General features: G+C 68.2%; 26 protein-coding genes (1 of these 26 cut by a window edge). 6 read left to right on the forward strand and 20 right to left on the reverse strand.

Annotated features, from left to right (window positions below; translation table 11 throughout):
* Nucleotides 1–575, reverse strand: partial view of a DNA-3-methyladenine glycosylase gene (locus RHA1_RS04520; RefSeq protein WP_011594137.1) — the 5' portion only. The gene continues 97 nt to the left of window position 1, outside the view; 575 of the gene's 672 nt are visible here — the first part of the coding sequence; it begins with the start codon at nt 573–575; its stop codon lies off the left edge, out of view.
* Nucleotides 576–614: 39 nt separating this feature from the next.
* On the opposite strand from RHA1_RS04520, the gene RHA1_RS04525 reads away from it, so the two are divergent.
* Genes RHA1_RS04525 through RHA1_RS04535 form a run of 3 tightly spaced genes read left to right on the forward strand, consistent with a single transcriptional unit; the run spans nt 615 to nt 2,721 of the window.
* Nucleotides 615–1,346 carry an ABC transporter ATP-binding protein gene (locus RHA1_RS04525; RefSeq protein ID WP_009473609.1) on the forward strand — a complete coding sequence of 244 codons (732 nt, stop codon included), beginning with the start codon at nt 615–617 and terminating at the stop codon, nt 1,344–1,346.
* Entirely contained in the window at nt 1,346–2,101 is a 756-nt protein-coding gene (locus RHA1_RS04530) for an ABC transporter permease (protein WP_011594138.1), read from the forward strand. The genes RHA1_RS04525 and RHA1_RS04530 overlap by 1 nt, the downstream gene beginning before the upstream one ends.
* A complete protein-coding gene (locus RHA1_RS04535; RefSeq protein ID WP_011594139.1) occupies nt 2,098–2,721 on the forward strand; it encodes a TetR/AcrR family transcriptional regulator in 624 nt (207 codons plus the stop codon). The genes RHA1_RS04530 and RHA1_RS04535 overlap by 4 nt, the downstream gene beginning before the upstream one ends.
* Here the strand turns inward: RHA1_RS04535 and RHA1_RS04540 are convergent, their stop codons facing one another.
* The 17 genes from RHA1_RS04540 to infC all read right to left on the reverse strand — a co-directional run bounded on the left by RHA1_RS04540 (nt 2,722) and on the right by infC (nt 21,176).
* The gene (locus RHA1_RS04540) at nt 2,722–2,934 is read right to left on the reverse strand and encodes a Trm112 family protein (protein ID WP_005247353.1); all 213 of its coding nucleotides are present in this window, start codon (nt 2,932–2,934) and stop codon (nt 2,722–2,724) included.
* A 38-nt stretch (nt 2,935–2,972) separates the two neighbouring features.
* Nucleotides 2,973–5,963 (reverse strand): acyl-CoA synthetase, encoded by a 2,991-nt coding sequence (locus RHA1_RS04545; protein WP_081437409.1) that lies wholly within the window; start codon nt 5,961–5,963, stop codon nt 2,973–2,975.
* A gap of 106 nt (nt 5,964–6,069) precedes the next feature.
* Nucleotides 6,070–7,488: an argininosuccinate lyase gene (argH, locus tag RHA1_RS04550; RefSeq protein WP_011594141.1), complete on the reverse strand. Its 1,419-nt coding sequence runs from the start codon at nt 7,486–7,488 to the stop codon at nt 6,070–6,072.
* A 2-nt stretch (nt 7,489–7,490) separates the two neighbouring features.
* Complete coding sequence (locus RHA1_RS04555; protein ID WP_009473614.1) at nt 7,491–8,690, reverse strand: argininosuccinate synthase; 1,200 nt, start codon at nt 8,688–8,690, stop codon at nt 7,491–7,493.
* A gap of 47 nt (nt 8,691–8,737) precedes the next feature.
* Complete coding sequence (locus RHA1_RS04560) at nt 8,738–9,346, reverse strand: arginine repressor (protein WP_011594142.1); 609 nt, start codon at nt 9,344–9,346, stop codon at nt 8,738–8,740.
* Nucleotides 9,343–10,290, reverse strand: a complete 948-nt coding sequence (gene argF / locus RHA1_RS04565) for an ornithine carbamoyltransferase (protein WP_009473616.1) — start codon at nt 10,288–10,290, stop codon at nt 9,343–9,345. Before argF ends, RHA1_RS04560 begins: the two co-directional genes overlap by 4 nt.
* Complete coding sequence (locus RHA1_RS04570; RefSeq protein WP_009473617.1) at nt 10,287–11,486, reverse strand: acetylornithine transaminase; 1,200 nt, start codon at nt 11,484–11,486, stop codon at nt 10,287–10,289. The genes argF and RHA1_RS04570 overlap by 4 nt, the downstream gene beginning before the upstream one ends.
* Nucleotides 11,483–12,409: an acetylglutamate kinase gene (argB, locus tag RHA1_RS04575; protein WP_009473618.1), complete on the reverse strand. Its 927-nt coding sequence runs from the start codon at nt 12,407–12,409 to the stop codon at nt 11,483–11,485. The genes RHA1_RS04570 and argB overlap by 4 nt, the downstream gene beginning before the upstream one ends.
* Complete coding sequence (gene argJ, locus RHA1_RS04580; RefSeq protein WP_009473619.1) at nt 12,406–13,650, reverse strand: bifunctional glutamate N-acetyltransferase/amino-acid acetyltransferase ArgJ; 1,245 nt, start codon at nt 13,648–13,650, stop codon at nt 12,406–12,408. Before argJ ends, argB begins: the two co-directional genes overlap by 4 nt.
* Nucleotides 13,647–14,702 carry an N-acetyl-gamma-glutamyl-phosphate reductase gene (gene argC, locus RHA1_RS04585; protein ID WP_011594143.1) on the reverse strand — a complete coding sequence of 352 codons (1,056 nt, stop codon included), beginning with the start codon at nt 14,700–14,702 and terminating at the stop codon, nt 13,647–13,649. The genes argJ and argC overlap by 4 nt, the downstream gene beginning before the upstream one ends.
* 68 nt (nt 14,703–14,770) lie before the next feature.
* A complete protein-coding gene (locus RHA1_RS04590; RefSeq protein WP_011594144.1) occupies nt 14,771–15,169 on the reverse strand; it encodes a hypothetical protein in 399 nt (132 codons plus the stop codon).
* Between the two features lie 45 nt (nt 15,170–15,214).
* Nucleotides 15,215–17,701: a phenylalanine--tRNA ligase subunit beta gene (pheT, locus tag RHA1_RS04595; RefSeq protein WP_011594145.1), complete on the reverse strand. Its 2,487-nt coding sequence runs from the start codon at nt 17,699–17,701 to the stop codon at nt 15,215–15,217.
* 67 nt (nt 17,702–17,768) lie between these two features.
* Nucleotides 17,769–18,854 carry a phenylalanine--tRNA ligase subunit alpha gene (gene pheS, locus RHA1_RS04600; protein WP_011594146.1) on the reverse strand — a complete coding sequence of 362 codons (1,086 nt, stop codon included), beginning with the start codon at nt 18,852–18,854 and terminating at the stop codon, nt 17,769–17,771.
* A gap of 94 nt (nt 18,855–18,948) precedes the next feature.
* Entirely contained in the window at nt 18,949–19,758 is an 810-nt protein-coding gene (locus RHA1_RS04605) for a TrmH family RNA methyltransferase (RefSeq protein ID WP_011594147.1), read from the reverse strand.
* 56 nt (nt 19,759–19,814) lie between these two features.
* The gene (rplT, locus tag RHA1_RS04610; RefSeq protein WP_005247385.1) at nt 19,815–20,204 is read right to left on the reverse strand and encodes a 50S ribosomal protein L20; all 390 of its coding nucleotides are present in this window, start codon (nt 20,202–20,204) and stop codon (nt 19,815–19,817) included.
* Nucleotides 20,205–20,267: 63 nt separating this feature from the next.
* Nucleotides 20,268–20,462 carry a 50S ribosomal protein L35 gene (gene rpmI, locus RHA1_RS04615; RefSeq protein ID WP_005247390.1) on the reverse strand — a complete coding sequence of 65 codons (195 nt, stop codon included), beginning with the start codon at nt 20,460–20,462 and terminating at the stop codon, nt 20,268–20,270.
* 57 nt (nt 20,463–20,519) lie between these two features.
* Nucleotides 20,520–21,176, reverse strand: a complete 657-nt coding sequence (gene infC, locus RHA1_RS04620) for a translation initiation factor IF-3 (protein WP_080606194.1) — start codon at nt 21,174–21,176, stop codon at nt 20,520–20,522.
* A gap of 378 nt (nt 21,177–21,554) precedes the next feature.
* Here infC and RHA1_RS04625 point away from each other — a divergent pair, with 378 nt between their 5' ends.
* Nucleotides 21,555–21,938, forward strand: a complete 384-nt coding sequence (locus RHA1_RS04625) for a DUF1844 domain-containing protein (protein WP_011594150.1) — start codon at nt 21,555–21,557, stop codon at nt 21,936–21,938.
* Nucleotides 21,939–22,352 (forward strand): DUF1801 domain-containing protein, encoded by a 414-nt coding sequence (locus tag RHA1_RS04630; RefSeq protein ID WP_011594151.1) that lies wholly within the window; start codon nt 21,939–21,941, stop codon nt 22,350–22,352.
* A gap of 6 nt (nt 22,353–22,358) precedes the next feature.
* On the opposite strand, the gene RHA1_RS04635 is transcribed toward RHA1_RS04630, so the two are convergent.
* Nucleotides 22,359–23,060 (reverse strand): helix-turn-helix transcriptional regulator, encoded by a 702-nt coding sequence (locus RHA1_RS04635; RefSeq protein WP_029537409.1) that lies wholly within the window; start codon nt 23,058–23,060, stop codon nt 22,359–22,361.
* A 119-nt stretch (nt 23,061–23,179) separates the two neighbouring features.
* Between RHA1_RS04635 and RHA1_RS04640 the strand changes: the two genes are divergently transcribed.
* Complete coding sequence (locus tag RHA1_RS04640; RefSeq protein ID WP_029537407.1) at nt 23,180–23,926, forward strand: alpha/beta fold hydrolase; 747 nt, start codon at nt 23,180–23,182, stop codon at nt 23,924–23,926.
* A gap of 6 nt (nt 23,927–23,932) precedes the next feature.
* On the opposite strand, the gene uvrA is transcribed toward RHA1_RS04640, so the two are convergent.
* Nucleotides 23,933–26,929 carry an excinuclease ABC subunit UvrA gene (gene uvrA / locus RHA1_RS04645; RefSeq protein WP_029537405.1) on the reverse strand — a complete coding sequence of 999 codons (2,997 nt, stop codon included), beginning with the start codon at nt 26,927–26,929 and terminating at the stop codon, nt 23,933–23,935.
* Nucleotides 26,930–26,992 lie beyond the last annotated feature (63 nt).

Here is a 26,992-nt window from a genome sequence, read left to right on the forward strand (position 1 = left end):
GCGGCCGTGCTGACACCGACCCGGGGGCCACTCACCCAGCCGTCCGACTCCGCGACCTCCAGTCGAACCGGCGAATCGGACTCGAACAGCGCCGCACCGTTCTCCGCGAGGGTCACGCCGGTCGCGGACCCCAGGTTGCCGGGACCGCGCGCCCACTCCGCGGGTCGCGTGACGCGGGGCCTGCGCGCCTGGACCGTCGCGCAACCGTCGAGCACTTCGCCCGCCCGGAGAAGCACCCCGCCCGCGACTCCGACCGGCCCGTACGACACGTTCATGCAGAAGTGCATCCCATAACTGCGGTAGACGTACAGGTGCCCGGCCGGTCCGAACATCACCTCGTTGCGCGGCGTCCTCCCCCGGTACGAGTGCGATGCCGGGTCGGGCCACGGGCCGTCCTTCTCCCCGCCGTACGCCTCCACTTCGACGATGCGGATGCGGACGTCTCCGACGACCAGCGTGGATCCGAGGACGATTCGCGCGGCGTCGACGGGTTCGGCCCGGTGAAGTCGTTCGATGGTCACGTCCCGATTCTCCACAACCGTTGACGCCGCCACCCCTGCGGTCGCATAATTCATCAAGCAATGAATTCACCCTGTGATGAATTGAGGCCCGCCATGACTGGCAGCCCGGCGATCGACATCAGAGATCTGCACGTGCGCAGAGGCAAGAACGAAGTGCTGCACGGCATCGACGTCCAGGTGCCGAGCGGTTCCATCACCGGCCTCCTCGGACCCTCCGGTTGCGGAAAGACCACACTGATGCGGTGCGTGGTCGGCACTCAGATCGTGGAATCGGGGACGGTCACGGTGCTGGGTTCCCCCGCGGGCTCGGTCTCGTTGCGGAGCCGCGTCGGATACGTCACCCAGTCCCCCAGCGTGTACGCCGACCTCTCGGTCAAGAAGAACGTCGCCTACTTCGCCGCGCTCTACGGTCAGCCGTCGAACGCGGTCACCGACGCCATCGACGCGGTGGGACTGACGCGCTTCGCGGCCCAGAAGGCGGCGGATCTGTCGGGAGGACAGTTGGGACGGGTCAGCCTCGCGTGCGCCCTGGTCGCGCGTCCCGAGATCCTCGTGCTCGACGAGCCGACCGTCGGCCTGGACCCACTCCTGCGCGTCGAACTGTGGGAACGGTTCGACGCTCTCGCCGACGCCGGCACCACCCTTCTCGTGTCGAGCCACGTCATGGACGAGGCCGAACATTGCGCTTCGCTGCTCCTCATGCGCGACGGCTACCTTCTCGCGCAGGTCTCTCCCGGCGAACTGCGGGAGCGGACCGGTGAGACGAGCCTCGAAGACGCCTTCCTGAACCTCATTCGCGCATCACATGTCGGGAGCGAGAACTGATGAACGTCACGATCTTCGCGGCCACTGCGGGCCGGATCCTCGCGCAACTGCGAACGGATCACCGCACCGTCGCCATGATTCTGGTGGTACCCAGTCTGCTGATGGTGCTGCTGTACTTCCTGTATCAGAACGTTCCGGCGCCACCCGGCCAGCAGTCGCTGTTCGAGCGCGTCGCGATCACGATGCTCGGCATCCTGCCGTTCGTCGTGATGTTCCTCGTCACGTCGATCGCGATGCAGCGCGAACGCACGTCGGGAACACTCGAACGCCTGCTCACGACCCCGATGGGCAAACTCGACCTGCTCGGCGGATACGCTGCCGCGTTCTCCACGGCCGCTGCTGCGCAGGCGGCGCTGGCCTGTATCGTCTCGTTCGGTTTCCTCGGCCTCACCACCGAGGGCAGCGTGACGTGGGTGCTGCTGATCGCCGTGCTGAACGCGATACTCGGCGTCGCCCTCGGCCTATTGTGCAGCGCCTTCGCGCGCACCGAGTTCCAGGCGGTGCAGTTCATGCCGGTGGTCGTGGTGCCCCAACTCTTCCTGTGCGGGCTGCTCGTACCGCGAGATCAGCTCCCCACGTGGCTCGAGTGGATCAGCAACGTCCTCCCGCTGAGCTACGCGGTCGACGCGCTGCAGCAGGTCGCCACCCATCCCGGCGCGACGGGCGTCATGTGGCGAGACCTGGCTGTGGTCGCCGCCTTCGCGCTTCTCGCACTGTCGCTGGGCGCCGCGACCCTGAGGCGTCGCACACCATGACCGGCCCCGTGACGCGCGCAGATCCCACCCCCGGGCTGCGCACGGGACGCCGCCCGGGCAACCCGGACACACGGTCACGAATCCTGGCGGCCGCACGGAAACTGTTTGCACAGAACGGCTTCGACAAGACCAGCGTGCGTTCCGTGGCCACCGGGGCCGGCGTCGACTCCGCCCTGATCCACCATTACTTCGGAACCAAGCGAGAACTGTTCCTCGCCTCGGTGGACATTCCCGTGGATCCGACGCAGGTGATCGCCCCGGTGCTGGACATCCCGACGGGCGAGGTCGGTAGTCACCTCGCCCGGGCCGTCTTCTCCGTCTGGGAGTCGCCGCACAAGCCCGCCGTGGTCGCGGCGTTCCGATCCGCGATGGCGGGGAACGAACCCAACCTGATTCGCACGTTCCTGCTGGAGGTCGTGCTCCGAGACCTCGGACCGCGCGTCGACGAACCGCCGGGAACCGGGATGCTGCGCATGCAGCTGGTGGCATCCCAGATGGCCGGGGTTCTGGTGACGCGCTACATCCTCGAATTCGAGCCACTGGCATCGCTGCCCGTCGACGACCTGGTCGCGATCGTCGGGCCGACGTTGCAGCGCTACCTCACCGGCGCTCTGCCGTGATCAGGCCTCGCCGGCAGCCCGCGCGAGCAGCGTCTCGTGCTCGTCCGCGCCGACGTCCCGGGCCTCGTCGATGAGGAGGACGGGAATCCCGTTCTCGATGGGATACGCCCGCCGCAGGCGAGGGTTGTAGAGCAGCTCGTCGCCGACCAACAGCAGAGGACCCTTGTCCTGTGGGCACGCGAGAATGCCGAGCAACGTCGGATCAATAACCACGGAAGTCCTCTCCAACCGTTCGGGTGAGCAGTGTCAGGTTACCGCGCACCGGCGGGCACCCCGGCTGAGCCGTTCTGAAACTCCGCGGCCACTGCCTTCGTCAGTCGCTTGTACTGCTGCGATTCCGGATCGACGTACCACACACGGGTTCCCGGCTTGGGCAGTCCGGCTGCGCTCAGCGCGTCTGCATTCGGACGGTACGAGGACCCCAGCGGGATGTCCCCCACCACCTGGATGATGTCGGGCCGCAACGCGGGAGGAAGCATCTCGAAAGCCTCGGAGATCTCCGCCAGCCTCGGCGCCCGCCCGTCGCGGAGAGTGAACGCGGCAACGGCCAGTGTCCTGCCGCCGACCTCCACCCCGTAGGCAACCGCGAGGTCGACCCGATCGACGGACACGAGCGCGTCGACGATCGGCTGGGTGAACACGGCCCCTCTCGGAGTCGCGATCACGGTCTTGCGGTGGTCGACCAGCCAGTAGTCCCCGTCCGCGTCTCGGCGGAAGAGGTTCTCCGTCGGAATCCAGGCGTCGCCCGCGGCGAAGATTCCCCGCATCGCGCCGCCGGACATCTCGGCGTTCACGCCCGCCCGGCCGAGGAGCAGACCGACCTCGTCGTCCTGGCATTCCCGGATGAATCCCTGCTCGTCCTCCAGCAGCCGTCCGGCGATCGGGTCGTAGGCCGCGAGCCGGACCTCCGCGCTCCCCGGGAGGGGGCGCCCCTTCGACCCGACCTTCGCGCCGGCGACGTTCGCGAGAACCACGTCGCCCTCCGTGGAGGCGTAGAACTCGAGGACCTTCGCCGGGGCGAACCGCTCTGTGGTGCGACGCCACAATCCCTGCGGCATTCCGGATCCGATGAAGAGCCGGACGGGGTGACTGCCGTCGAGCGCGAGGTTCTCGGCGTCGAGAATCTCGCGCATCATCGTCCACGTGTAGCTGACCACGGTCACCCCGTAGCGGTGAACTTCCTCGGCGAACCGCTCGGGATCGACTCCGCGCGAAAGCGCGATCCGCGAACCACCTGCCACGGCACCACCGATCGCAGCCAGCAGACTCGACGAATGATGCAGGGGTGCAAGGCAATATACGGTGTCGCCGCGGTCGAGATCGGCGGCCGAAGCCGTTCCGAACGCCGACAGCGCCCACCGGTAGTTGGTGATCTGCTTGGTCTCCCAGTGGCCGTTGGACTCACTGCAGATGATGAAGGCCAGTTCACGGGCCAGGCCGGGATCGGGCCGGTACCAGCCCGGCAGCATCACGGCGGCAGGGTCGATCTTCTCGAGGTCCACGACGTTCGCCGACGGATCCACGTCGAGGTCACGCTGGTCGCCGCCGCCGAGGACCAGGACCTGCATCCCGGTCGCGATCGCCGCGTCGAGATTCTCCGGGTCGGTGACGATGCGTTCGACACCGTCGATGCGGATGGCGGTGTGCACCTCCCGGCCCGGGGGAAGCAGAACAGCCACGGCACCGAGACGGGACAGCGCCGCGATGGTGGCGAGCGCACTCGGGCGCGTCTGCATCACGACGCCGACGTGAGCGGCGGGACGGACACCGGCCTGGATCAGGCCGCGCACCACGTTGTCGATCCGCTGATTGACCGCCTGGTAAGTGTGGACGCGATTGTCGAAGAGGAAGCACTCGCCGCCGGGCGCCTTCCGGGCCTGTTCGGCCAGCAACCGGCTGAGCGAGATCTGGGTGTGAGGCTGGATCTGACCGAGCCGGGCCAGCCGCGGCAGCGCCCGGGTGGCCTCGCCGGACAGCTCCACCGTCCCGCGCAACGCTCCCGAAGCGAAATCGCTGATTCCCTTACCGACACCGACACCGACCTCGGCGACCGACGCCACGGTGTGAATGATGCGGTCGCTGATGGAGACTCCGGACTCGCTGCCGAAATGTTCGTCGTAGCGCATGAGCTCGATGTTGGTGGGCCGCGGGCCGAGACCCTCGTTCCACAGCACCCACTTCCCGGTGGTGGGCCACGTGTGGGTGGCCGCGGCCGAACCGACGACGAGACCGAAATGCCCTGCCCGCAACGTCGATTCGTACACATTTGCCCGCGGGGCGGCCCGGCGGATACCACGGACCGCCAACGGCTGACCGATGTCATCGACCTCCCCGACGAACGCGAGGATGGGGCAGGTCAACTCCGCGAGCGACACCACCTGATCCTTGATCACGAACCCACCGGTCATCATGCGGTTGTGCACGATGAACTGCTTGAGCAACTCCGCGACGGCCGGACCGGACCACGCCACCCAGCCCTCGGTCGCGAGGAACCGTCGCTGCTGCTCCCGCGGCAACAACGCTTCCCGGTCGTGCAACTGACGCAGGAAGTCGAGCCTCGACTTCAGCGTCTTGACGGGATCGAGGAGCTGAAACCCGGTGCGCGCCATCCATCCCGACACCGCGAGCCGGTTGAAGACGTGGTCGGCGAGGAAGCCGGCGGCGTCGGTGGCAAACCCCGCCGGGATGCCGAACGGCAGGCCGGCGAGCGTGTCGACCGGACTGCCGAACGTCACGAGGCCGGCAATGTTGCGACTGCGGCGGTAGGCGGCAGCCTGGTAGGCGAACATGCCACCCTGCGAGTATCCGGACAGGTACACGTCGCGACCGGTGTGCGCCCGCACCTGGTCGATGATCTCGCTGATCGCGACGATGTGGTCGGCGAGATTCCGATCCCACCCGCCCTCTTCGGAATCCGGCGATCCGAAGTCGACCACCCACGGGTCGATTCCCATCGAGTGCAAGATGCCGACTGCGCCCTGATCCCGCGTCACGTCGTAGACGTCGGCCGACATCATCATCGGCGGGACCAGGACGATCGGGGGCCGAGCGTCGGCAGGATCGGTGTCGGGGAAATACCTGCGGAGCCGATACATCGGTGCGCGTTCGACCACCTCGAACGGCGATGTGGTGAGGTCCGTCTCGAGTCCGCCGAGGCGAACTACCTCCAACCCGTTCTGCGCCGTCGCCACCACACGACGGATCGGGCCCATCACCGTTTCGGTATTCAGTCCCACGAACACTCTCCCAGACTCTCGAACTGTGACGCACGTCTCACTGCCGCCCGCCCTCACCCTACTGCGCTCGACGCGTCACACGGCCCCTAATCCGGGGCGTTCGACGCGGGCGTCATCGACACCACTCACGCAGCGACTCGGACAGCTGACGGACCCCGCCCAACTGTTCGGCCACACGGATACCGGCCGTACCGCCGCGGGCGTTACGCGAGGCGATCGAACCCTCGACGGTGAGTACCTCCCGCACGTCCGGAGTGAGCGCCGGATCGACCCCGGCGAGTTCGTCGTCGGTGAGATCCTCGAGTCCGACGCCCCGCGCCTCGGCAACGCGGACACACGCCCCCGCCGCCTCGTGCGCGACCCGGAACGGGACGCCCTGACGAACGAGCCACTCGGCGATGTCGGTGGCCAGCGTGAATCCCGCCGGTGCCAGTTCCGCCATTCGGTCCGTGTGGAATTCGAGAGTGGAGACCAGTCCGGTGATCGCCGGGAGCAGCAACTCGAGTTGCGCCACCGAATCGAAGACCGGCTCCTTGTCCTCCTGCAGATCCCGGTTGTACGCGAGCGGCTGCGCCTTCAGCGTGGCCAGCAGACCCGTCAGGTTGCCGATCAGTCGCCCGGACTTGCCGCGGGTGAGCTCGGACACGTCCGGGTTCTTCTTCTGCGGCATGATCGACGAGCCGGTCGACCAGGCGTCGGCGAGCGTGATGTAGCCGAATTCCGGAGTGCTCCAGAGGATGACCTCCTCGGCCATCCGCGACAGGTCGACGCCGATCATCGCGAGCACGAACGCCGCCTCGGCCGCGAAGTCCCGCGACGACGTGGCGTCGATCGAGTTCTCGGCCGACGAATCGAAGTCGAGTTCCGCGGCGATCGCCTCGGGATCGAGCCCGAGTGACGAGCCGGCGAGCGCTCCGGAACCGTACGGCGACACGGCCGCCCGCACGTCGAAGTCCCGCAACCGCTGAACGTCACGAAGCAACGGATGTGTGTGCGCCAACAGGTGGTGCGCGAGCAGCACCGGCTGCGCGGCCTGCAGGTGGGTCTTGCCCGGCATCACCGCGGAAGGGTGCGCCGCGGCCTGCGTCGCGAGGGCGTCGACGACGTCGAGGACACCCGCCGCCACCCGGCGGACCGCGTCCCGCAGCCACATCCGGAACAGCGTCGCCACCTGATCGTTGCGCGAACGCCCGGCGCGCAGGCGCCCCCCGACCTCGGGACCGACCCGATCGATCAGACCGCGCTCGAGCGCCCCGTGCACGTCCTCGTCGGATTCGCTCGGGACGAACTCGCCGCTCGCGACGTCGGCCGCGAGCCTGCCGAGACCGTCGAGCATCGACGCCAGGTCCTCGTCACCGAGCAGGCCGGCCTTGTGCAGCACCCGGGCATGCGCCTGGGACGCGCGCACGTCGTACGGGGCCAGCACCCAGTCGAAGTGGGTGGACTTGCTCAGCGCCGCCATGGCGGCGGCCGGTCCGGACTCGAACCGGCCGCCCCAGAGGGCTCCTTCGTTGGTGCCGTGAGCACTCATACCTAGAGGCCCAGATCGCGCTTCGCCGCGACCTTCGAGGACAGTCCGTGGATCTGCACGAAGCCCTTGGCGTAGGACTGGTCGAACGTGTCGCCCTCGTCGTAGGTGGCCAGGTTGAAGTCGTACAGGGACTCGTTGCTGCGGCGGCCGTTGACGATGATCGCACCGCCGTGCAGCACCAGCCGGATGTCGCCGGAGACGCGTTCCTGCGTCTTCTCGATGAACGTGTCCAGCGCGACCTTCAGCGGGGAGAACCAGAGGCCGTCGTACACCAGCTCGCTCCAGCGCTGCTCGGTCTGACGCTTGTAGCGGCCGAGCTCGCGTTCCTGCGTGACGTGCTCGAGTTCCTGGTGGGCGTTGATGAGGACCATGGCTCCGGGAGCCTCGTAGATCTCACGGCTCTTGATGCCGACGAGACGGTCCTCGACGACGTCGAGGCGGCCGACGCCCTGTGCGCCTGCGCGGCGGTTGAGCTCCTGGATCGCTTCGAGGACGCTGACCGGCTTGCCGTCGATCGCGACGGGGCGGCCGGCCTCGAAGCTGATGATCAGCTCGTCGGGGGCCTGCCAGTTGACGGTCGGGTCCTGCGTGTAGTCGTAGACGTCCTTGGTGGGCGCGTTCCACAGGTCCTCGAGGAAGCCGGTCTCGACGGCGCGGCCCCACACGTTCTGGTCGATCGAGAACGGCGACTTCTTGGAGACGTTGATCGGGATCTCGTTCTCCTCGGCGAACGCGATCGCCTTCTCACGGGTCCACGCGTAGTCGCGGACCGGTGCGATGACGTCGAGGTCGGGGGCGAGCGATCCGAAGCCGACCTCGAACCGGACCTGGTCGTTGCCCTTGCCGGTGCAGCCGTGCGCGACCGTGGTGCCGCCGTGGGCACGCGCGGCCTCGACGAGGTGCTTGACGATCAGCGGGCGGCTGATGGCCGACACGAGCGGGTAGCGGTCCATGTAGAGGGCGTTGGCCTGGATGGTCGGCAGGCAGTATTCGTCGGCGAACTCGTCGCGCGCATCCACCACGACCGATTCGACCGCACCGCAGTCGAGTGCACGCTGACGCACGACCTCCATGTCCTCGCCGCCCTGGCCGAGATCGATGGCGACAGCAACAACTTCCTTGCCCGTCTCCTTGCCGATCCAGCTGATGGCGACTGAGGTGTCCAGCCCGCCCGAGTAGGCGAGTACGACGCGATCGGCCATGGTCCTTGTGCTCCTTAGGTTGAAGATCTGTAGAGATGATTCAGTTGTCAGGCGAGGGATTCGATCTTGGCCGCGAGTTCCGCCCCGCTCAGCGGCTCCCGTGCCACCACGAGAATGGTGTCATCCCCCGCGATGGTTCCCACGACGTCAGGTAATGATGCCCGATCGAGTGCACTCGCCAGATAGTGCGCTGCCCCCGGGGGAGTTCGCAGCACCGCCATGTTGCCACTGGCATCGGTCGACACCAGTAACTCCCCCAGCAACCGCGACAGCCGGTCGGTTCCGCCGGAGACGCCGCGGACGGGATTTCCGTCCTCGGGCACCACGTAGACCCCGGCGCCGCCGTCTGCGGCGCGAAGCTTCACGGCACCAAGTTCCTCGAGGTCCCGCGACAGCGTGGCCTGGGTGGCGTCGATGCCCTCGGCGGCGAGCAGCGCCGCGAGTTCGGTCTGGCTGCGGACCGGGTTGTTCGACAGGATCGCGACGATGCGCGCCTGCCGTCCCGCCCGTGTGGGTGCCGTCGCCGCGTTGGCGGTGCGCTGCGGCTGAGCCGCACGTGCATTCTGCGGCTGAGCCGCACGTGCACTCTGCGGCGGTGCCGCACCTGCGCGCTGCGGCTGAGCCGCACCTGCACTCTGCGGGGGTGCCGCACTCACGGACGGTCCCCGGTTCGCTGCGCGAGCAGCCACACGAGCAGTGCCTTCTGTGCGTGCAGCCTGTTCTCCGCCTCGTCCCAGACGACGCTCTGCGGTCCGTCGAGGACCTCGTCGGTGATCTCCTCCCCGCGGTGGGCGGGCAGGCAGTGCAGGACCACGGCGTCGGCGTCGGCCTTCGCGAGCAGCGCCTCGTTGATCTGGAACGGGCGGAACGGGCCGACGCGGTCGAGCCCGTCGTTCTCCTGGCCCATCGACGTCCAGGTATCGGTGACGAGTGCGTCCGCGCCGACGACCGCCGTCTGCGGGTCACCGGTGAGGGTGATGGTCGCGCCGGTCTCGGCCGCCCGCGCCCGGGCCGCCTCGACCACCCACGGCAGCGGCGCGAATCCCTCGGGGCTGGCGATGGTCACGTCGACACCTGCGGTCACACCGCCCAGCATCAGCGAGTGCGCCATGTTGTTGGCGCCGTCGCCGAGGTAGGTGAGCTTCAGCCCCTTCAGCGAACCCTTCCGCTCCACGAGGGTCTGCAGATCGGCCAGGACCTGGCACGGGTGGAACTCGTCGGACAGCGCGTTGACGATCGGGACGTCGGCGCCGGACGCCATCGCCTCGAGCCGCTTCTGCCCGAACGTGCGCCACACCACGGCGTCGACGTACCGCGACAGGACGCGGCCCGTGTCCTGCAGCGTCTCCTCGCGGCCGAGTTGGGTGCTGCGCCCGTCGACGACGATCGCGTGACCGCCGAGTTGCGCGATGCCCATCTCGAACGAGAACCGGGTGCGCGTCGAATTCTTCTCGAAGATCACGCCGACCCCACGGGGGCCTTCGAGCGGGCGCTCGGCGAACGGGGCCTTCTTCAGCCTGGCGGCGAGCTCGAGGACCTCGGCCTGCTGCGCAGGGGTGAGGTCGTCGTCCCGGAGAAAGTGTTTCACCACGGTCGTCACTGCTTTCCCGGCTGAGCGGCCGATTGTGCGTTGTCGAGAATCGCGGGCAGCGCCGCGACGAATCCTTCGGCTTGATCGTCCGTGAGGACCAGGGGCGGAGCCAGCCGGACGACGCCCGGTTGTGCGGCGTTGATCAGGTATCCGGCCTCGCGCGCGGAGTTCTCCACGGCGGGGGCCACGTCCTGGGTCAGGACGATGCCGAGCAGCAGCCCGGCGCCGCGGACGTGGTCGATCAGCGGATGCCCGAGACCTTCGATGCCGGCTGACAGCGACTTGCCGAGCGTGTCGGCGCGGGAGATGAGGTCGTCTTCGGCGATCGTCCGCAGCACGGCGAGCGCCGCCGACGCGCAGACGGGGTTCCCGCCGAAGGTCGTGCCGTGCTTGCCCGGCCCGAACAGGTCCGCGGTCGCGCCGGTCGCGATGCATGCGCCGATCGGCATCCCGCCACCGAGTCCCTTCGCGAGGGTCATGACGTCGGGCACGATCCCGACCGCCTGGTGTGCGTAGAACCAGCCCGTGCGCCCGATCCCGGTCTGCACTTCGTCGAGCACGAGCAGGGCGCCGCGATCGGCGGTGATCTGCCGTGCGCCCGCGAGGTATCCCTCGGGCGGAACGACGACACCGCCCTCGCCCATCATCGGCTCCAGGAACACGGCCGCGGTGTCGGCGTCGACGGCGCGGTCGAGTGCGTCGAGATCGCCGTACGGCACGTGCTCGACGCCCGGGGGCATCGGCTCGAACGGCGCGCGCTTGGCGGCCTGGCCGGTGAGCGCGAGCGCACCCATCGTGCGGCCGTGGAAGGAGTTCTCCGCGGCGATGATCTTCGATCGTCCCGTGGCGCGCGCGAGCTTGAACGCCGCCTCGTTGGCCTCGGTGCCGGAATTGCACAGGAAGACACGTCCCGGGGCGCCCAGGTGGGAGAGCAGCTTCTCGGCCAGTTCGATCGCCGGCTCGCTGGCGTACAGGTTCGACACGTGCCCGAGGGTCGACAACTGCATCGTGACGGCCTCGATGATCGCCGGGTGCGCGTGCCCGAGGATGTTGACGGCGATGCCGGCGAGGAAGTCGACGTACTCCTTGCCGTCGGCGTCGGTCAGCACCGCTCCCTGACCACGCGTCAGTGCCACCCGGGGGACGCCGTACGTGTTCATCAGAGCGCCGGACCAGCGCTGCTGGAGCTCCGGGGTTCCGGTCATGAGGCAACTCCCTCGGTAGGTGAAGTAGGGCCGGGCGTGACCATCGTGCCGATGCCCTCGCCGGTGAACAGTTCGAGCAGAACGGAATGGGCGACACGGCCGTCGATGACGTGCGCGGTGGGCACACCGCCGCGGACCGCGCGCAGGCAGGCCTCCATCTTGGGCACCATGCCGGCGTCGAGGCTGGGCAGCAGTTGCGCGAGCGCGTCCACGTCGATCTCGGTGGCCAGCGAATCGCGATCCGGCCAGTTCGTGTACAGCCCTTCGACATCCGTGAGGACCACGAGCTTCTCGGCGCCGATGGCCTCGGCGAGCGCGGCGGCGGCGGTGTCCGCGTTGATGTTGTGCACCACACCGTCCGAGTCGGGGGCGATGGTGGACACCACGGGAATTCGGCCCGCACGGATCAGATCCAGGACGGCCTCCGGGTTCACCGTCGTGACGTCGCCGACGAGACCGATGTCGGTCGGCTTGCCCTCGACCATCACGGTGCGCTTGGTGGCGGTGAACAGGTGCGCGTCCTCACCGGAGATGCCGACGGCATACGGTCCGTGCGCGTTGATCAGTCCGACCAGTTCGCGGCCGACCTGACCGAACAGCACCATTCGGACGACGTCCATCACCTCGGGGGTGGTGACGCGGAACCCGCCCTTGAATTCGCCTGTCATGCCGAGCTTTCCGAGCATGGCATTGATCTGGGGGCCGCCGCCGTGCACGACGACCGGCTGAATTCCGACCGTCCGCAGGAACGCCATGTCGGCCGCGAACGCCGTCTTCAGCGCGTCGTCGACCATGGCGTTGCCGCCGTACTTCACGACGACGACCTTGTCACGGAACTGCTGCAGCCACGGCAGAGCCTCCGCCAGGACGTGCGCCTTCTGGTGATCGGTGATGCCGCTGAGTGCCTCGCTGATCGCTGTCATGACGAATACGCCGAGTTCTCTTCGACATACGCGTGCGACAGGTCGGTGGTCCGGATGGTCACGGCGTGCTCGCCCAGACCGAGATCGATGTCCAGGGAAATGTCGATGTCGCTCAGGTCCACGTCCCGCGCACCCGGTGCGCCCACGCCGTCGATGCAGACGGGAGCGCCGTTGAACGACACCGAGATCGTGTCGGGGTCCAGTTCGATCGGCGCGATGCCGATGGCGGCGAGCACCCGGCCCCAATTGGGGTCGGATCCGAACAGCGCCGTCTTGACGAGGCTGTCCCGCGCCACCGTCCGGGCGCCGATCAGGGCGTCCTCCTCGCTGACCGCGCCGCGGACCGTGATCCGCACCCGCTTGGTGACGCCCTCCGCGTCGGCCATCATCTGATCGGCCAGATCGTCGCAAACGGCCGTCACGGCCGCATTCAGTTCTTCCTGGGTCGGTGTCACGTTGCTCGCACCGGACGCCAGCAGCAGCACCGTGTCGTTGGTCGACGTGGCACCGTCGACGTCCAGCCGATCGAACGTCACCCGGGTGGCCGCCCGCAGCGCGGCGTCGAGTTGCGCCGCGGTCGCGACGGCGTCGGTCGTGACCACGCACAGCATCGTCGCCAGCGCGGGGGCCAGCATGCCTGCGCCCTTCGCCATACCACCCACGTTCCACTTGTCCGCATGGTGCAGGGCGGCCTGCTTCGGCACCGTGTCGGTGGTCATGATCGCGTACGCGGCGTCGGTGCCACCCGAGATTCCCCCGGCGAGTTCGTGCACGGCCTCCGTGACCCCGGCCAGAACCTTGTCCATCGGCAGGCGGTCGCCGATCAGACCCGTGGAACACACCGCGACCTCGACGGCGCCGGTCTCGGTTCCCCAGTTGCTCAGCGCGGACGCCACTTCCTCGGCCGTCTTGTGCGCGTCCTGGAACCCGCCCGCACCCGTGCACGCGTTGGCCCCACCGGAATTGAGCACGACGGCGCGCAGCCTGCCCGTGGTGAGCACCTGCTGCGACCACAGCACCGGGGCGGCCTTCACCTTGTTCGCGGTGAAGACGCCGGCCGCTGCGAGCTCGGGTCCCTCGTTGACGACGAGAGCCAGGTCGGCGTTGCCGCTCGCCTTGATACCCGCCTTGATCCCGGCCGCGCGGAACCCCGCGGGCCCCGACACTCCCTGTGTTCGGACCAGCGTGCCGCCGGCGACCTCCCGGGTCGGGTGCGGATCGATCGTGCTGTCACTGCTCACGGGGCAACTCCCACTGTCGAGAGACCGGCGGTCTCGGGTAGTCCAAGCGCAAGATTCATCGATTGCACCGCTCCGCCGGCGGTGCCCTTCGCAAGGTTGTCGATCACCGCGACCACGACGATCTGACCGGCGTCGGCGTCGACCGTCACGGCGATCTGGACCGCGTTCGATCCGACGACGGCACCGGTCTGCGGCAACACACCCTGGGGCAGGACGTGCACGAACGGCTCGTCCGCGTAGGCCTTTTCGTAGATCGCGCGCACCTCGTCCTCGGACGCCGTGGTGGCCGCGGTGCACGTGGCGAGGATGCCGCGCGGCATCGGCGCCAGCACGGGGGTGAACGACACGGTGACGCGCTCACCGGCGAGTTCGGAAAGGTTCTGGATGATCTCCGGGGTGTGGCGGTGCACGCCACCGACACCGTAGGCACGGACCGAACCCATCACCTCCGAGCCGAGCAGATCGGCCTTGGGTGCGCGGCCCGCGCCGGAGGCACCGGTGACGGCGACGATCGTGACTCGCGGTTCGACGACACCCGCCGCGACCGCGGGGGCCATCGCCAGACTCGACACCGTCGGGAAGCACCCGGGGACGGCGATGCGTGTGGCGCCGACGAGTTTCTCGCGGGCACCCGGCAGTTCCGGAAGTCCGTACGGCCAGCTACCTGCGTGCGGGCTCTTGTAGTACCGCTCCCAGTCCTCGGCGTTCGTCAGCCGGAAGTCGGCGCCGCAGTCGATGATGACCGTGGACTCGGGCAGCGCCTTCGCGTACTGCGCCGAATTGCCGTGCGGCAGACCGAGAAACACCACGTCGTGGCCGGCGAGCGTCTCGACGGTGGTGTCCTCGAGCACTCGGTCGGCGAGAGGAAGCAGGTGCGGATGGTGCGAGCCCAGAGTCGATCCGGCATTGCCGCCGGCAGTGAGCGCGCCGATGACGAGCGAACCGTCCGCGTACGACGGGTGCCCCAGCAGCAGACGCAGCACTTCGCCACCGGCGTATCCGCTCGCGCCGGCGACGGCAATCCTGATCGGTTTTCCCGCGTGCTCAGTCATACGATTGATTATGCATCATCATGCAAGCTAATACACACCGCGGTCTCTCGACGGGACGGAATGCGTGGTCACTGCTTGCCGAGCGACCGCCGAATCTCGTCGAGCTTGGCCTTTCCCGCCTTCTCCCGCTTCTCCCACGCCTCGTCCAACGACTGCCCCGACGGGCTGTCGTGCGCGAGTTCGGAGGAGCCCACCGCCGTCCCGAACCGTCCCTCGATCCGCTCACGCACGCGGTCGAACGTCGGGACCCCGCCCGGCGTGTAGTCCGGCTCGGGCACAGCGGGCGCGATGTGGGGCACGATCTCCGCGGTCACCGGATCCTCCGCCGGAATCGTCGCGCCCACGTCCACCGCCGCGAGGAGCGCCCCGAGGCCCGGACGACCCGCGGCCACCGCGCGCACCACCTCGAGGAACTCGGCGTCGGTCAACTGACTCGCCGCCGCCACGACGTCGCGCACTTGGGTCATCGCACTGCTCCTCACCGCCTCGGGCCCCTCAACCCAGGCTACGGGTCAGCTGCGTAGTTCGGCACCCACAGCAGCGGACGCCGCAGCCACCGCGGCGTCGCGGGCGGCGCTCGCCTCGTCCTCGGTCAGGGTGCGGTCGACGCCGCGGAATCGCAGCGCGAACGCCAGCGACTTCCGGCCCTCCCCGACCTGCTCACCTTCGAATACGTCGAACAGCCGGATGTCCTCGAGAAGCTCTCCTCCACCCGACCGCAGGGCCGCCTGGACCTCGGCGGCGGGTACCGCCGTGTCGACCACGACCGCCACGTCCTGAAGGACCGCCGGGAAGGGCGAGACCTTCGGCGCGGGCAGATTCTCGACCAGGGGCAGGGCGTCCAGATCGATCTCCACGGCACTCGTCCGCGGGGGCAGCCCGGCGCGCTCGAGCACGGCGGGATGCAACTCGCCCGCGTGGCCGACGACGACACCGTTCACGAGCAGCTCCGCGCCGCGGCCCGGGTGCCACGGCAGGTACTGCGTCGACCGGAACTCCACCTCGACACCGACCGCGGCAGCGACCGTCCGGGCCGCCGCGAACGCGTCGGTGGCATCGGCTGCGCGTCCCGCGCCCCACGGGCCGCTCGGCTCACGCTGCCCCGTGAGCACCACCGCCACGTGCACCGGCTGGTCCGGCAACGACTGCAGCAGCGCCGTGATCTGTTCGTCGGTCGGGCGACGATCCACCGGCAGCGCCTCGACCGGCTTGGTGTCGGCGCCGGGCAGCACGACCTGCGCGATGCCGAACAGCGACAGGTCGCGCTGACCGCGGGAGACGTTGCGGGCGAGAACCTCGAGAAGTCCGGGCAGCAACGTGGTGGCCAGTTCCGGCCGATCCGATTCGAGCGGGTTCAGCACGGTACTGGTGTTCCTGCGCGGATCCTCGGGGTCCAGGCCCCACGTGTCGAAGATCCCGGGGGGCAGGAAGACGGGGGGAAGGATCTCGACGTATCCCGCGAACGCCAGGGCACGGCCGACGGCGCGCTTGCGGCGCTGCGCAGGAGTCAACCCACGGCCCGCGGGGGCTGCGGGCAGCACCGACGGAATCTTCTCGAGCCCCTCGAGGCGCAGAACTTCCTCCACCAGGTCGGCGGGCTGCACCAGGTCGGGCCGCCACGACGGCGGGCCGGCGACGAGCTGACCGTGTCCGCTGTCGCTGACCCCGACCTCGACGTTGCAGCCGATCTGCGTCAGCCGGCGCGCAGCGGTGCCGTTGGGGTAGTCGACGCCCGCCACGCGGTCGGGGAGGTCGATGTCCATGTGGATGGGCTCGTGCGGGGTGACCTCACCGATGTCGGTGAGCGCCGGCTCTACCCGCCCGCCGGCGATGTCGACGAGCAGCGCCGCCGCCCGGTCCAGTGCCGCGACGGGGATCTCGGGGTCGACCACCCGCTCGAAACGCTTACTGGCCTCGCTGGTCAGCTTGTGCCTGCGCGCGGTCTTGAACACCGCGAGCGGATCCCACGTCGCCGCCTCGAGCAGGATGTCGGTGGTTTCCGACCCGACCTCGGTGGACGCGCCACCCATGATCCCGGCCAGCGACACGACGCCCGAATCGTCGGCGATCACGACGTCCTCGGGGTCGAGGACGCGCTCGATCTCATCGAGAGTGGTCACCTTCTCCCCCGCCACCGCGCGGCGCACGACGAGTTCACCGCTGATCTTCGCGGCATCGAACGCGTGCAACGGCTGGCCCAGTTCGAGCAGAACGTAATTGGTGACGTCGACGGCAGGCGAGATCGGGCGGACCCCCGACAGCAGCAGCCGACGCTGCAGCCACCACGGGCTGACCGCCTTCGGATCGATACCCGTCACGCGGCGGGCTGCGAAACGCGTCGCCTTCGACTCCGGCTCGACGCGGATCGGCCAGGCCTCCCCCTCCGCCGGGTACGGCGCCACCGACGCCGGGTCGGCGAAGTCCAGGTCGAACCCGCACGCCAGTTCACGGGTGAGCCCGCGGACGGAGAAGCAGTAGCCGCGGTCCGGGGTGATGTTGAGTTCGATGACCGTGTCGTTCAGGCCCATCAACTCGTTGGCGTCCGCACCGGGGAGCGCGGTGCCCGGCTCGAGGACGAGGATGCCCGAATGGTCCTTGCCGATGCCGAGTTCGGCCACCGAACAGATCATCCCGTCGGAGACCTGCCCGTACGTCTTGCGGGACGCGATGGCGAAACCACCGGGAAGCACTGCGCCGGGGAGTGCGACCACCACGAGGTCGCCCTCGGCGAAGTTCCGGGCGCCGCACACGATGCCCTGCGGCTCGGCCGCCCCCACATCAACCTTGCAGAAGCGGATCGGCTTCTTGAACTCGGTGAGCTCGGTGATCTCGAGAACCTTGCCGACCACGAGGGGGCCGTCGACGGGTTCGAGCCGGTCGACTTCCTCGACCTCGAGCCCGACCCGGACGAAACCTGCGTCGAGTTCCTCGGCGGTGACGTCCCAGTCCGGGGTGGCACGCTGCAGGATCTCGGTCAGCCAGGATTGCGCTACTCGCACGTCTGCTCAGCTCTCTCGTTCGTGAAGATGTCGTGACTGTGGTGGGCGGGATTCGGGTGACGCGGGGTCAGCCCTTGACACCGAAGGGCAGCGTGAACCGCACGTCGCCCTCGACGATGTCGCGCATGTCCGGGATCCCGTTCCGGAACTGCAGTGTGCGCTCGAGCCCCATACCGAACGCGAACCCGGTGTATACGTCGGGGTCGATTCCGGAGGCGCGCAGCACATTCGGGTTGACCATTCCGCAGCCGCCCCACTCGACCCAGCCCGCGCCGCCCTTCTTGTTCGGGAACCAGACGTCCACCTCGGCGGACGGTTCCGTGAACGGAAAGTAGTTCGGGCGCATCCGGGTACGGGTCTCGGGACCGAACAGTGCGCGGGCGAACGCGTCGAGCGTGCCGCGCAGGTGGGCCATGGTGAGGCCCTTGTCGACGGCGAGACCCTCCACCTGGGAGAAGACCGGGGTGTGGGTGGCGTCGAGTTCGTCGGTGCGGAACGTCCGCCCGGGGCACACCACGTAGATCGGCACCTCGCGCGAGAGCATGGTGCGCACCTGTACCGGCGACGTGTGCGTGCGAAGTACCTGGCGCGAGCCCTCCGGTGCGATGTGGAACGTGTCCTGCATCGTCCGCGCGGGGTGATCGGGCAGGAAGTTGAGGGCATCGAAGTTGAAGTGCTCGGTCTCCACCTCCGGGCCCTCGGCGACCTCCCAGCCCATCGCGACGAACACGTCCTCGACCTGCTCGGAGATGATGCTGATCGGGTGGCGGGCGCCCACCGGCTGACGCTGCGACGGCAGGGTCACGTCGATGGACTCGGCCACGAGGACGGCCGCGTCGCGCTCGGCGAGCAGGACGGCGCGGCGTTCGTCGAACGCCGCACTGATCCGGGTGCGGGCGACGTTCACGCGCTTGCCTGCGTCGGCCTTCTCCTTGCCCGGGAGGGCTCCGAGTCCGCGGCGGGCTAGGGCGATCGGCGACTTGTCGCCCATGTGCTCGACCTTGGCCTTCGCCAGGTCGTCGAGATCCGCCACCGACGCGAACGCCTTTTCTGCGCTCTCCGCTGCCGCAGTCAGAGCGTCTTCGGTGAGCGCACTCGCATCGACCGCGCCGCCTTCGACGCCCGTGGAGGCAGCGCCCTCTTTTTTAGCCACGACCGGTGCCACTCCTTAAGTTCTTTCAGTCAACACTCTCGACGAAACCGAAACAGCTCGCCGTCAAATCCTATGCGATCCCATTTTCGCCGGTTCAGCTGTCGGTTCGCTTGCGGTTCTGGACCCGCGCGCTCGAATACAGGCAGATCGACGCCGCGGTCGCCAGGTTGAGGCTCTCGGCTCGACCGTGGATCGGAATCCGCACCCGGTGATCGGCTCGCGCCGAGGTGGCCGCGTCGAGGCCGTGGGCCTCGTTGCCGAACAACCACGCCGTGGGGCGGGCCAGCAGTTCGTCGGCGTCGTCCAGATCGACCTCGCCGTCGGCCGCCGTGGCGAGCAACTGAATTCCCGCCGCGCTGATGCTGTCGAGTACCGCCGCGGTGTCCCGCTCACGCACCACCGGAAGGTGGAACAGGCTTCCGGCGGACGCCCGGACGCATTTGCCGTTGTGCGGGTCGACGCTGTCGCCCGCGAGAATGGCCGCGTCCGCGCCCACCGCGTCCGCGACCCGGATGACGGTGCCCGCGTTACCGGGCTCCGCGACCGCGACCGGAACCGCGAGCAGACGGGTTCCGGGGCCGATCGCCTCCGCCAGCGGAACGTCGAGGAGATCGCACACCGCGACGAGACCCGGCGGGGTCACCGTGTCGCTGAGCGCTCGGACCGCGCGGTCCGTCACCAGCGACGTCCGCACACCCGCGGTGTGTGCCCGGTCGATCAGCCTCGCGTACCGCTGCTCGGCGTCCTCGGTGTAGAAGAGATCGTGCACGGGACGGGTGTCGAGTGCCTCGCCGACGGAGTTCTCGCCCTCCACCAGGAAGCGCCCGACCTTGCGGCGTTCCGCGGTGCGCAGCAGCTTGACAGCAGAAACGACCCGTGGGGTGCGCTCGGTGAGCGGGTCCACGGGTCGTTTCCGAGGCTCTGAAGGCCGGGGCTCTGAAGGCCGGGGTGCTGCGAGACTCAGGCCGCTTCTCCGGCCGGAGCGTTCACGTCTGCCGGGAGCGCCGCCTTGGCGAGGGCCACGAGGCCGGCGAATGCCGCCGCGTCGGACACGGCCAGCTCGGCGAGGTTCTTGCGGTCGACCTCGATCTCGGCCAGACGCAGACCCTGGATCAGGCGGTTGTACGTGATGTCGTTCGCCCGTGCAGCAGCGTTGATACGCGTGATCCACAGCTTGCGGAAGTCGCCCTTGCGTGCGCGGCGGTCACGGTAGGCGTAGGTCAGCGAGTGGAGCTGCTGTTCCTTCGCCTTGCGGTACAGGCGCGAGCGCTGTCCGCGGTAGCCGCTGGAGGCTTCGAGAATCGAACGACGCTTCTTCTGGGCGTTTACCGCCCTCTTTACGCGTGCCACTGAAAAATCCTGTCAATCTTGGGGCGGTGAGCTGCCCCGGGTGGTCAGTAAAAGGGTGTCGACTCAGATGTCGAGCAGGCGCTTGATGCGAGGAGTGTCAGCCTTGCTGACGACAGCCACGCCATCGAGGCGACGGGTCACCTTCGTGGCCTTGTGCTCGAGCAGGTGGCGGCGACCGGCCTTCTGGCGCAGGATCTTTCCGCTGCCGGACACCTTGAATCGCTTCGCGGTGCCGCTGTGGGTCTTCGACTTGGGCATGGAGTCCTCAGTTCTCTGTATCCGGATCGTGATCCGGGTCGTGCTGGTGGAGTCGGACTAGCTGGTCGGCGCTTCGCCGGGCGCACTGTCGCCCGCCTGCTCCGCAGGTGCCGCCGGAGCCTGTGCCGGTGCGGCCGGCGCGGGAGTTGCCCGCTGCGCCGGCGGCGCAGCGGCGCTTTCCTGCGCTTTCACCCGGGTCTTCGCGCCCTTGTGCGGAGCGAGCACCATCGTCATGTTTCGACCGTCCTGCTTGGCGGACGTCTCCACGAACCCGAGATCCGCGACGTCTGCACCGAGACGCTGCAGCAGCCGGAATCCGAGCTCCGGACGCGACTGCTCACGTCCGCGGAACATGATCGTGACCTTGACCTTGGATCCGGCTTCGAGGAAGCGCACGACGTTCCGCTTCTTCGTCTCGTAGTCGTGATCGTCGATCTTGGGGCGGAGCTTCTGCTCCTTGATGACCGTGAGCTGCTGGTTCTTGCGCGACTCACGCGCCTTCTGCGCGGCCTCGTACTTGAACTTGCCGTAGTCCATGATCTTGCAGACCGGCGGGCGAGCGTCGGGGGCCACCTCGACCAGGTCGAGATCGGCCTCGAGGGCCAAGCGGAGTGCATCTTCAACACGCACGATGCCAACCTGTTCACCTCCGGGTCCGACGAGGCGGACCTCGGGAACTCGGATGCGATCGTTGATGCGGGTCTCAGTGCTGATGGGGCCTCCTAGGTTGAACGGTCTTGTCTCGAGACCGCCAGCAGCCCGTACGCCCGGATTCCCAACAAAAAAGCCCCGCGGCGGTGAATGACTCTCACCATGCGGGGCCCGATGTCGACCGATCAGACGAACTCACGGCTCACGCCGATCCCTCATCTCCTCACATTCGAGGAACTCGAACCCGAGTAACCTCGGACCGAGCGACCGGACCACTGAACTGCAGTTTTACCTGCCGCGCAGAGGTGGGAGTCGGACTCCACTTGCTGCCCCCGACAAATCCGAAGGCGGTCGTTGCGTCAAGAGTAACATTTGCGCACGTCGTGAGCTAATCGATACCGGGACGTTGCGCCACAGGGCCCTGGTGGAATCCTCTAAGGCATGACGGACAACATCGATGACACCCCGAACGACGGCACCCCGACCGGCGGTGACCAGAATACCGACGTCCGGGAACTGGCCGACGTCCCCTCGGTCGAGGTCATCAGCCGCGCCGCGGTCATGCTCATGAGTTCGGCAGCCGAGAAACTCGGCCTGTCCGACGCCGACCCCGACGCCAGCCCCCACCGCGACCTCGACGAGGCCCGCCGGGTCATCACCGCCCTCGCCGGCCTGGTGACCGCGTCCATCGAGTACCTCGGACCGCACGCGGGACCGATCCGCGAAGGCCTCCAGGCGCTGCAGCGCGCGTTCCGTGAAGCGTCCTCGCACCCGGACGAGCCGGGCAAGGGTCCGGGCGAGAAGTACACCGGCCCCGTGTACTGAATGGCGAGCCGCAACAAGACCGCGCGGACGCCTGCCGGCGTCGACGAGTTCCTCGGCACGATCGCCGACCCGGTCAAGCGCGCCGACAGCGCACGACTGGTGGAGTTGCTCACCGCCGCGAGCGGAGAGCCCGCCGCGATGTGGGGCACGAGCATCGTCGGGTTCGGCTCCCGCCACTACAGGTATGCCAGCGGACACGAGGGCGATACTGCACTGATCGGCTTCTCGCCCCGGGCCGCGGCGCTCACCCTGTACCTCTCGCTCGACTTCGCCGAGCACGAGGCCGAACTCGCCGCACTCGGTAAGCACACACTCGGCAAGGGCTGCCTCTACGTCAAGAGGCTCGCCGATGTCGACGAGTCGGTTCTCGTCTCGTTGCTGAACCGGTCCGTGGCAGCCGCCCGCGCGCTCTGATCGAATTCACTGTTCGAACACGCTGCGCGCATCGGCGGGCGGTTCGCCGAAGAGGCTCGGATCGCGTGGGACGAACGACCGGCCGGTGAGGGTGGCGTCGGACACCCGGTCCAGCCGGAACCACCGCACACCCGCCCGGCTCAGGCACCACGCGACGAGGAACCACGATCCCCTGGTGTGAGCGAGGAGGTGCGGTTCGACGACGCGTTCGGTGCGCTCGCCGTCCCGGTCCACATATCGGAGCGACACCATCAGTTCGCGCTGCAATCCGTCTTCGACGACGCGGCGGATGCGTGGTTCCGCGCCCGCCGTGTCGGCATCGCGGCGGATCCACACCTTCACACCGAGTCGCTCCACCCGCTCCCGCGACTCGGCATCCATCACGTCGAGCAGCTTGGCCAGCGCGGCGCGGCCGTCGGTCGCGAACGGAGCATCGCGAAACGCCGTCAGGGCCAGTGCCACCGAAACCGCTTGAGCGGGAGTGAAATTCACAGGCGGCAACGTGCCGCTCCCGATGATCCCGTATCCCCCACCCGGCCCGGCAGTGGCCCGGATCGGGGCGCCCGAGGACTGCAGCACGGCGACGTCCCGCTTGATCGTCCGGGCGGTCACCTCGAACTGCGCCGCCAACTGCTCCGCGGTCCGGCCCCGGTCCCCCGCGCGGCGTAGTTCTTCCGTCAGGGCGTGGAGGCGGGCTGGACGGTCCATGAGGGCAGTCTGCCGAACGACCGCCGCAAAGTCCCGATTCTCGCCGACCGATTCCGTTATACGACTGTGACACATACGGTGACACGCAGATGTCACCGTTACGGGTTCACTCTTGTCCCATGACCCAGACAAGCGAATCACACGACAGCACAGGCACTCACATCATCCTGGCTCCCGGATTCTGGCTCGGCGCATGGGCCTGGGAGGCAGTGGCTTCCGACCTGGTCCGGCGAGGACATCACGTCACCGCGGTGACCTTGCCCGGACTTCACTCCGCGGACAGCGATCGCGCCGGCATCCGACTGGACGATCACATCTCCGCCATCGCGGACGTCGTCGCGAACACACCGTCGTCGGAGCGGGTTGTGCTCGTCGCGCACAGCGGTGCGGGACCGGTGGCCTACGCTGCGAGCGATCGGGTGCCCGACCGACTGGCCCACATCGTCTACGTCGACTCGGGACCATTGCAGAACGGCACCGCACTTCGTGACGATCTCGATGCTTCGGTCACCGAGATCCCGCTCCCGTCGTGGTCCGAACTCGAGGCCGAGGGCAGCAGTCTCGACGGACTCGACGACGTCGCGCTCGAGACGTTCCGCAGCCGCGCGGTGCCGGAACCGGCCGGTCCCGCGAGGGACAGGCTCGAACTCCGCGACAGCGGCCGTCTGGACGTGCCGACCACGGTGATCTGCACCAGTTTCCCGTCGGAGGTCATCCAGCAGATGGCCGGCGCGGGCCATCCGATGGCCGCCGAACTCGCGCAGATCGCGAAGGTCGACTACGTCGATCTGCCGACCGGCCACTGGCCGATGTGGTCGCGGCCCGCAGACCTCGCGACCGCGATCGACACGGCCGCGAGGGACTGACCGAACTCAGCCGACTGCTGCGGCCTTCTTCGGCGCGCGCTTGCGCGGCGTCGCCGTGGCGGCCGCGGCAGTCTTCTTCGCCGACGCAGACTTCCGCGTCGACGACGACTTGGCCGCCTTCGACTTCGCCGCGGCGGGCGGCGCCGGCGCTTCGAGGACGTTTTCGAGGAACCGACCCGTGTAACTCTCCGGAACCTGTGCCACCTCCTCCGGGGTGCCCTGCGCGACGACGGTGCCGCCGCCGGACCCGCCCTCGGGCCCCATGTCGATCACCCAGTCGGACGTCTTGATCACGTCGAGGTTGTGCTCGATCACGATCACCGTGTTGCCCTTGTCGACCAACCCGTTGACGACCCCCAGCAGCTTGCGGATGTCCTCGAAGTGCAGACCCGTGGTGGGCTCGTCGAGGATGTACACCGTGCGGCCCGTCGAACGTTTCTGCAGTTCGGCGGCGAGTTTCACGCGCTGCGCCTCACCACCGGACAGCGTGGGCGCGGGCTGACCGAGCCGCACGTACCCGAGACCGACCTCGACCAGGGTCTTGAGGTAGCGGTGGATCGAGGTGATGGGCTCGAAGAACTCCGCGGCCTCCTCGATCGGCATGTCCAGGACCTCGGCGATGGTCTTGCCCTTGTAGTGGACCTCGAGCGTCTCGCGGTTGTACCGGGCGCCGTGGCAGACCTCGCACGGCACGTACACGTCGGGCAGGAAGTTCATCTCGATCTTCAACGTGCCGTCTCCGGAGCAGGCCTCGCAGCGGCCGCCCTTGACGTTGAACGAGAACCGGCCCGGCTGGTAGCCGCGCACCTTCGACTCGGTGGTGGCGGCGAACAGGGTCCGGATCTTGTCGAACACCCCGGTGTAGGTGGCCGCGTTGGACCGCGGGGTGCGGCCGATCGGCGACTGGTCGACCTGGACGAGCTTGTCCAGCTGGTCGAGCCCGTTGATGCGGGTGTGCCTGCCCGGCACCTGGCGGGCGCCGTTGAGCTTGTTCGCCATCACGGTCGCGAGGATGTCGTTGACGAGCGTCGACTTACCGGACCCGGACACACCGGTGACCGAGGTGAGCACGCCCAGCGGGAAGCTGACGTCGATGCCTCCGAGGTTGTGTTCGCGCGCACCGATGACCGTGACCTGCCGTTTGCGGTCGACCGGCCGGCGGATGGCCGGAATCTCGATGTGACTGCGGCCCGACAGGTACGCGCCGGTGAGGGATTCCTCGCAGTCGAGCAGTTCCTCGTACGGCCCGCTGTGGACGACCTTGCCTCCGTGCTCGCCTGCGAGCGGTCCGATGTCGACCACCCAGTCGGACGTGCGGATGGTGTCTTCGTCGTGTTCGACCACGATGAGCGTGTTCCCGAGGTCGCGCAGGCGCGTCAGGGTCTCGATGAGACGCCGGTTGTCGCGCTGATGCAGACCGATCGAGGGCTCGTCGAGCACGTACAGGACGCCCACCAGGCCCGAGCCGATCTGGGTGGCGAGGCGGATACGCTGCGCCTCACCACCGGACAAGGTGCCGGCGGCGCGGGCGAGCGACAGGTATTCGAGGCCGACGTCGAGCAGGAAGCCGAGACGTGCCTGGACCTCCTTGAGCACCTGGCCGGCGATGGCCTCCTCGCGGCTGCCCAGCGTGAGGCTGTTCAGGAAGTCGGCGCAATCGGAGATCGAGAGTTCGCAGACCTCGGCGATCGACTTCATGCCGAACTTTTCGCTCGCGATCGTGACCGACAGGATCTCGGGGCGCAGCCGCGCACCACCACACGCGGGACAGGGGGTGTCACGCATGTAGCCGTCGTAGCGTTCCTTCATCTGGTCCGACTCGGTCTGCTCGAGGCGGCGGTGCAGGAACGGCATGACGCCCTCGAACTCGGCGTAGTAGGAACGAGTACGCCCGTACCGGTTCTTGTACCGGACGTGGACCTGTTCCTCACTGCCCTCGAGGATCGCGCGGCGTGCCTTCGCGGGCAGCTTGTTCCACGGCGTCTTCATGTCGAAGCCGAGAATGTCGCCGAGACCGGACAGCAGGCGGCCGAAGTATTCGGAACTCTGCCCCATCGACCACGGCGCGATGGCTCCGTCCTCGAGGGACAGCTCGGGGTCGGGGACAACGAGGTCGGGGTCGACCTCCTTACGGATTCCGAGACCGGTGCACTCGGGGCAGGCACCGTACGGGGAGTTGAACGAGAACGACCGCGGTTCGAGGTCGTCGATGGAGAGCGCGTGGCCGTTCGGACACGCCAGCTTCTCCGAGAATCGGCGTTCCCGGTCTGCGGCGTTCTCTTCGCGGTCGACGAAGTCGAGGACGACGATGCCCTCCGCCAACCGCAGCGCGGTCTCGACGGAATCGGTGAGTCGCTGCTTGGAGCTGGCCTTGACGGTGAGGCGGTCGACGACGACCTCGATGTCGTGCTTCTCCTGCTTCTTGAGCTTGGGCGGATCGGAGAGCGGATGCACCACGCCGTCGACTCGCACACGCGAATAGCCCTGCATGTTGAGCTGGTCGAACAGGTCGACGAATTCACCCTTGCGGGTCCGCACGACGGGAGCGAGCACCTGGAAGCGGGTGCCTTCCTCCATGTCGAGGACCTGGTCGACGATCTGCTGCGGCGTCTGCCGCGCGATCTGCTCGCCACACACCGGGCAGTGGGCGGTGCCCGCCCGGGCGTACAGCAGACGGAGGTAGTCGTATACCTCCGTGATGGTGCCGACCGTCGACCGCGGGTTGCGGTTGGTCGACTTCTGGTCGATGGACACCGCCGGCGACAGACCTTCGATGAAGTCGACGTCGGGCTTGTCCATCTGGCCGAGGAATTGGCGCGCGTACGCCGACAGCGACTCGACGTAACGTCGCTGGCCCTCGGCGAAGATCGTGTCGAATGCCAGACTCGACTTGCCCGAGCCCGACAGCCCGGTGAACACGATCAGGCTGTCGCGGGGCAGATCGAGATCGACCCCTCGCAGATTGTGCTCACGGGCACCCCGCACGATAAGGCGATCCGCCACTCCAAGTCCCTTCATTGTTCGACAGCCGAGGGCGCGCATGAACGCTGAGCCCTCTGGCCGTGC

The sequence above is a fragment of the Rhodococcus jostii RHA1 genome (assembly GCF_000014565.1).
GTDB lineage: Bacteria > Actinomycetota > Actinomycetes > Mycobacteriales > Mycobacteriaceae > Rhodococcus_F > Rhodococcus_F jostii_A.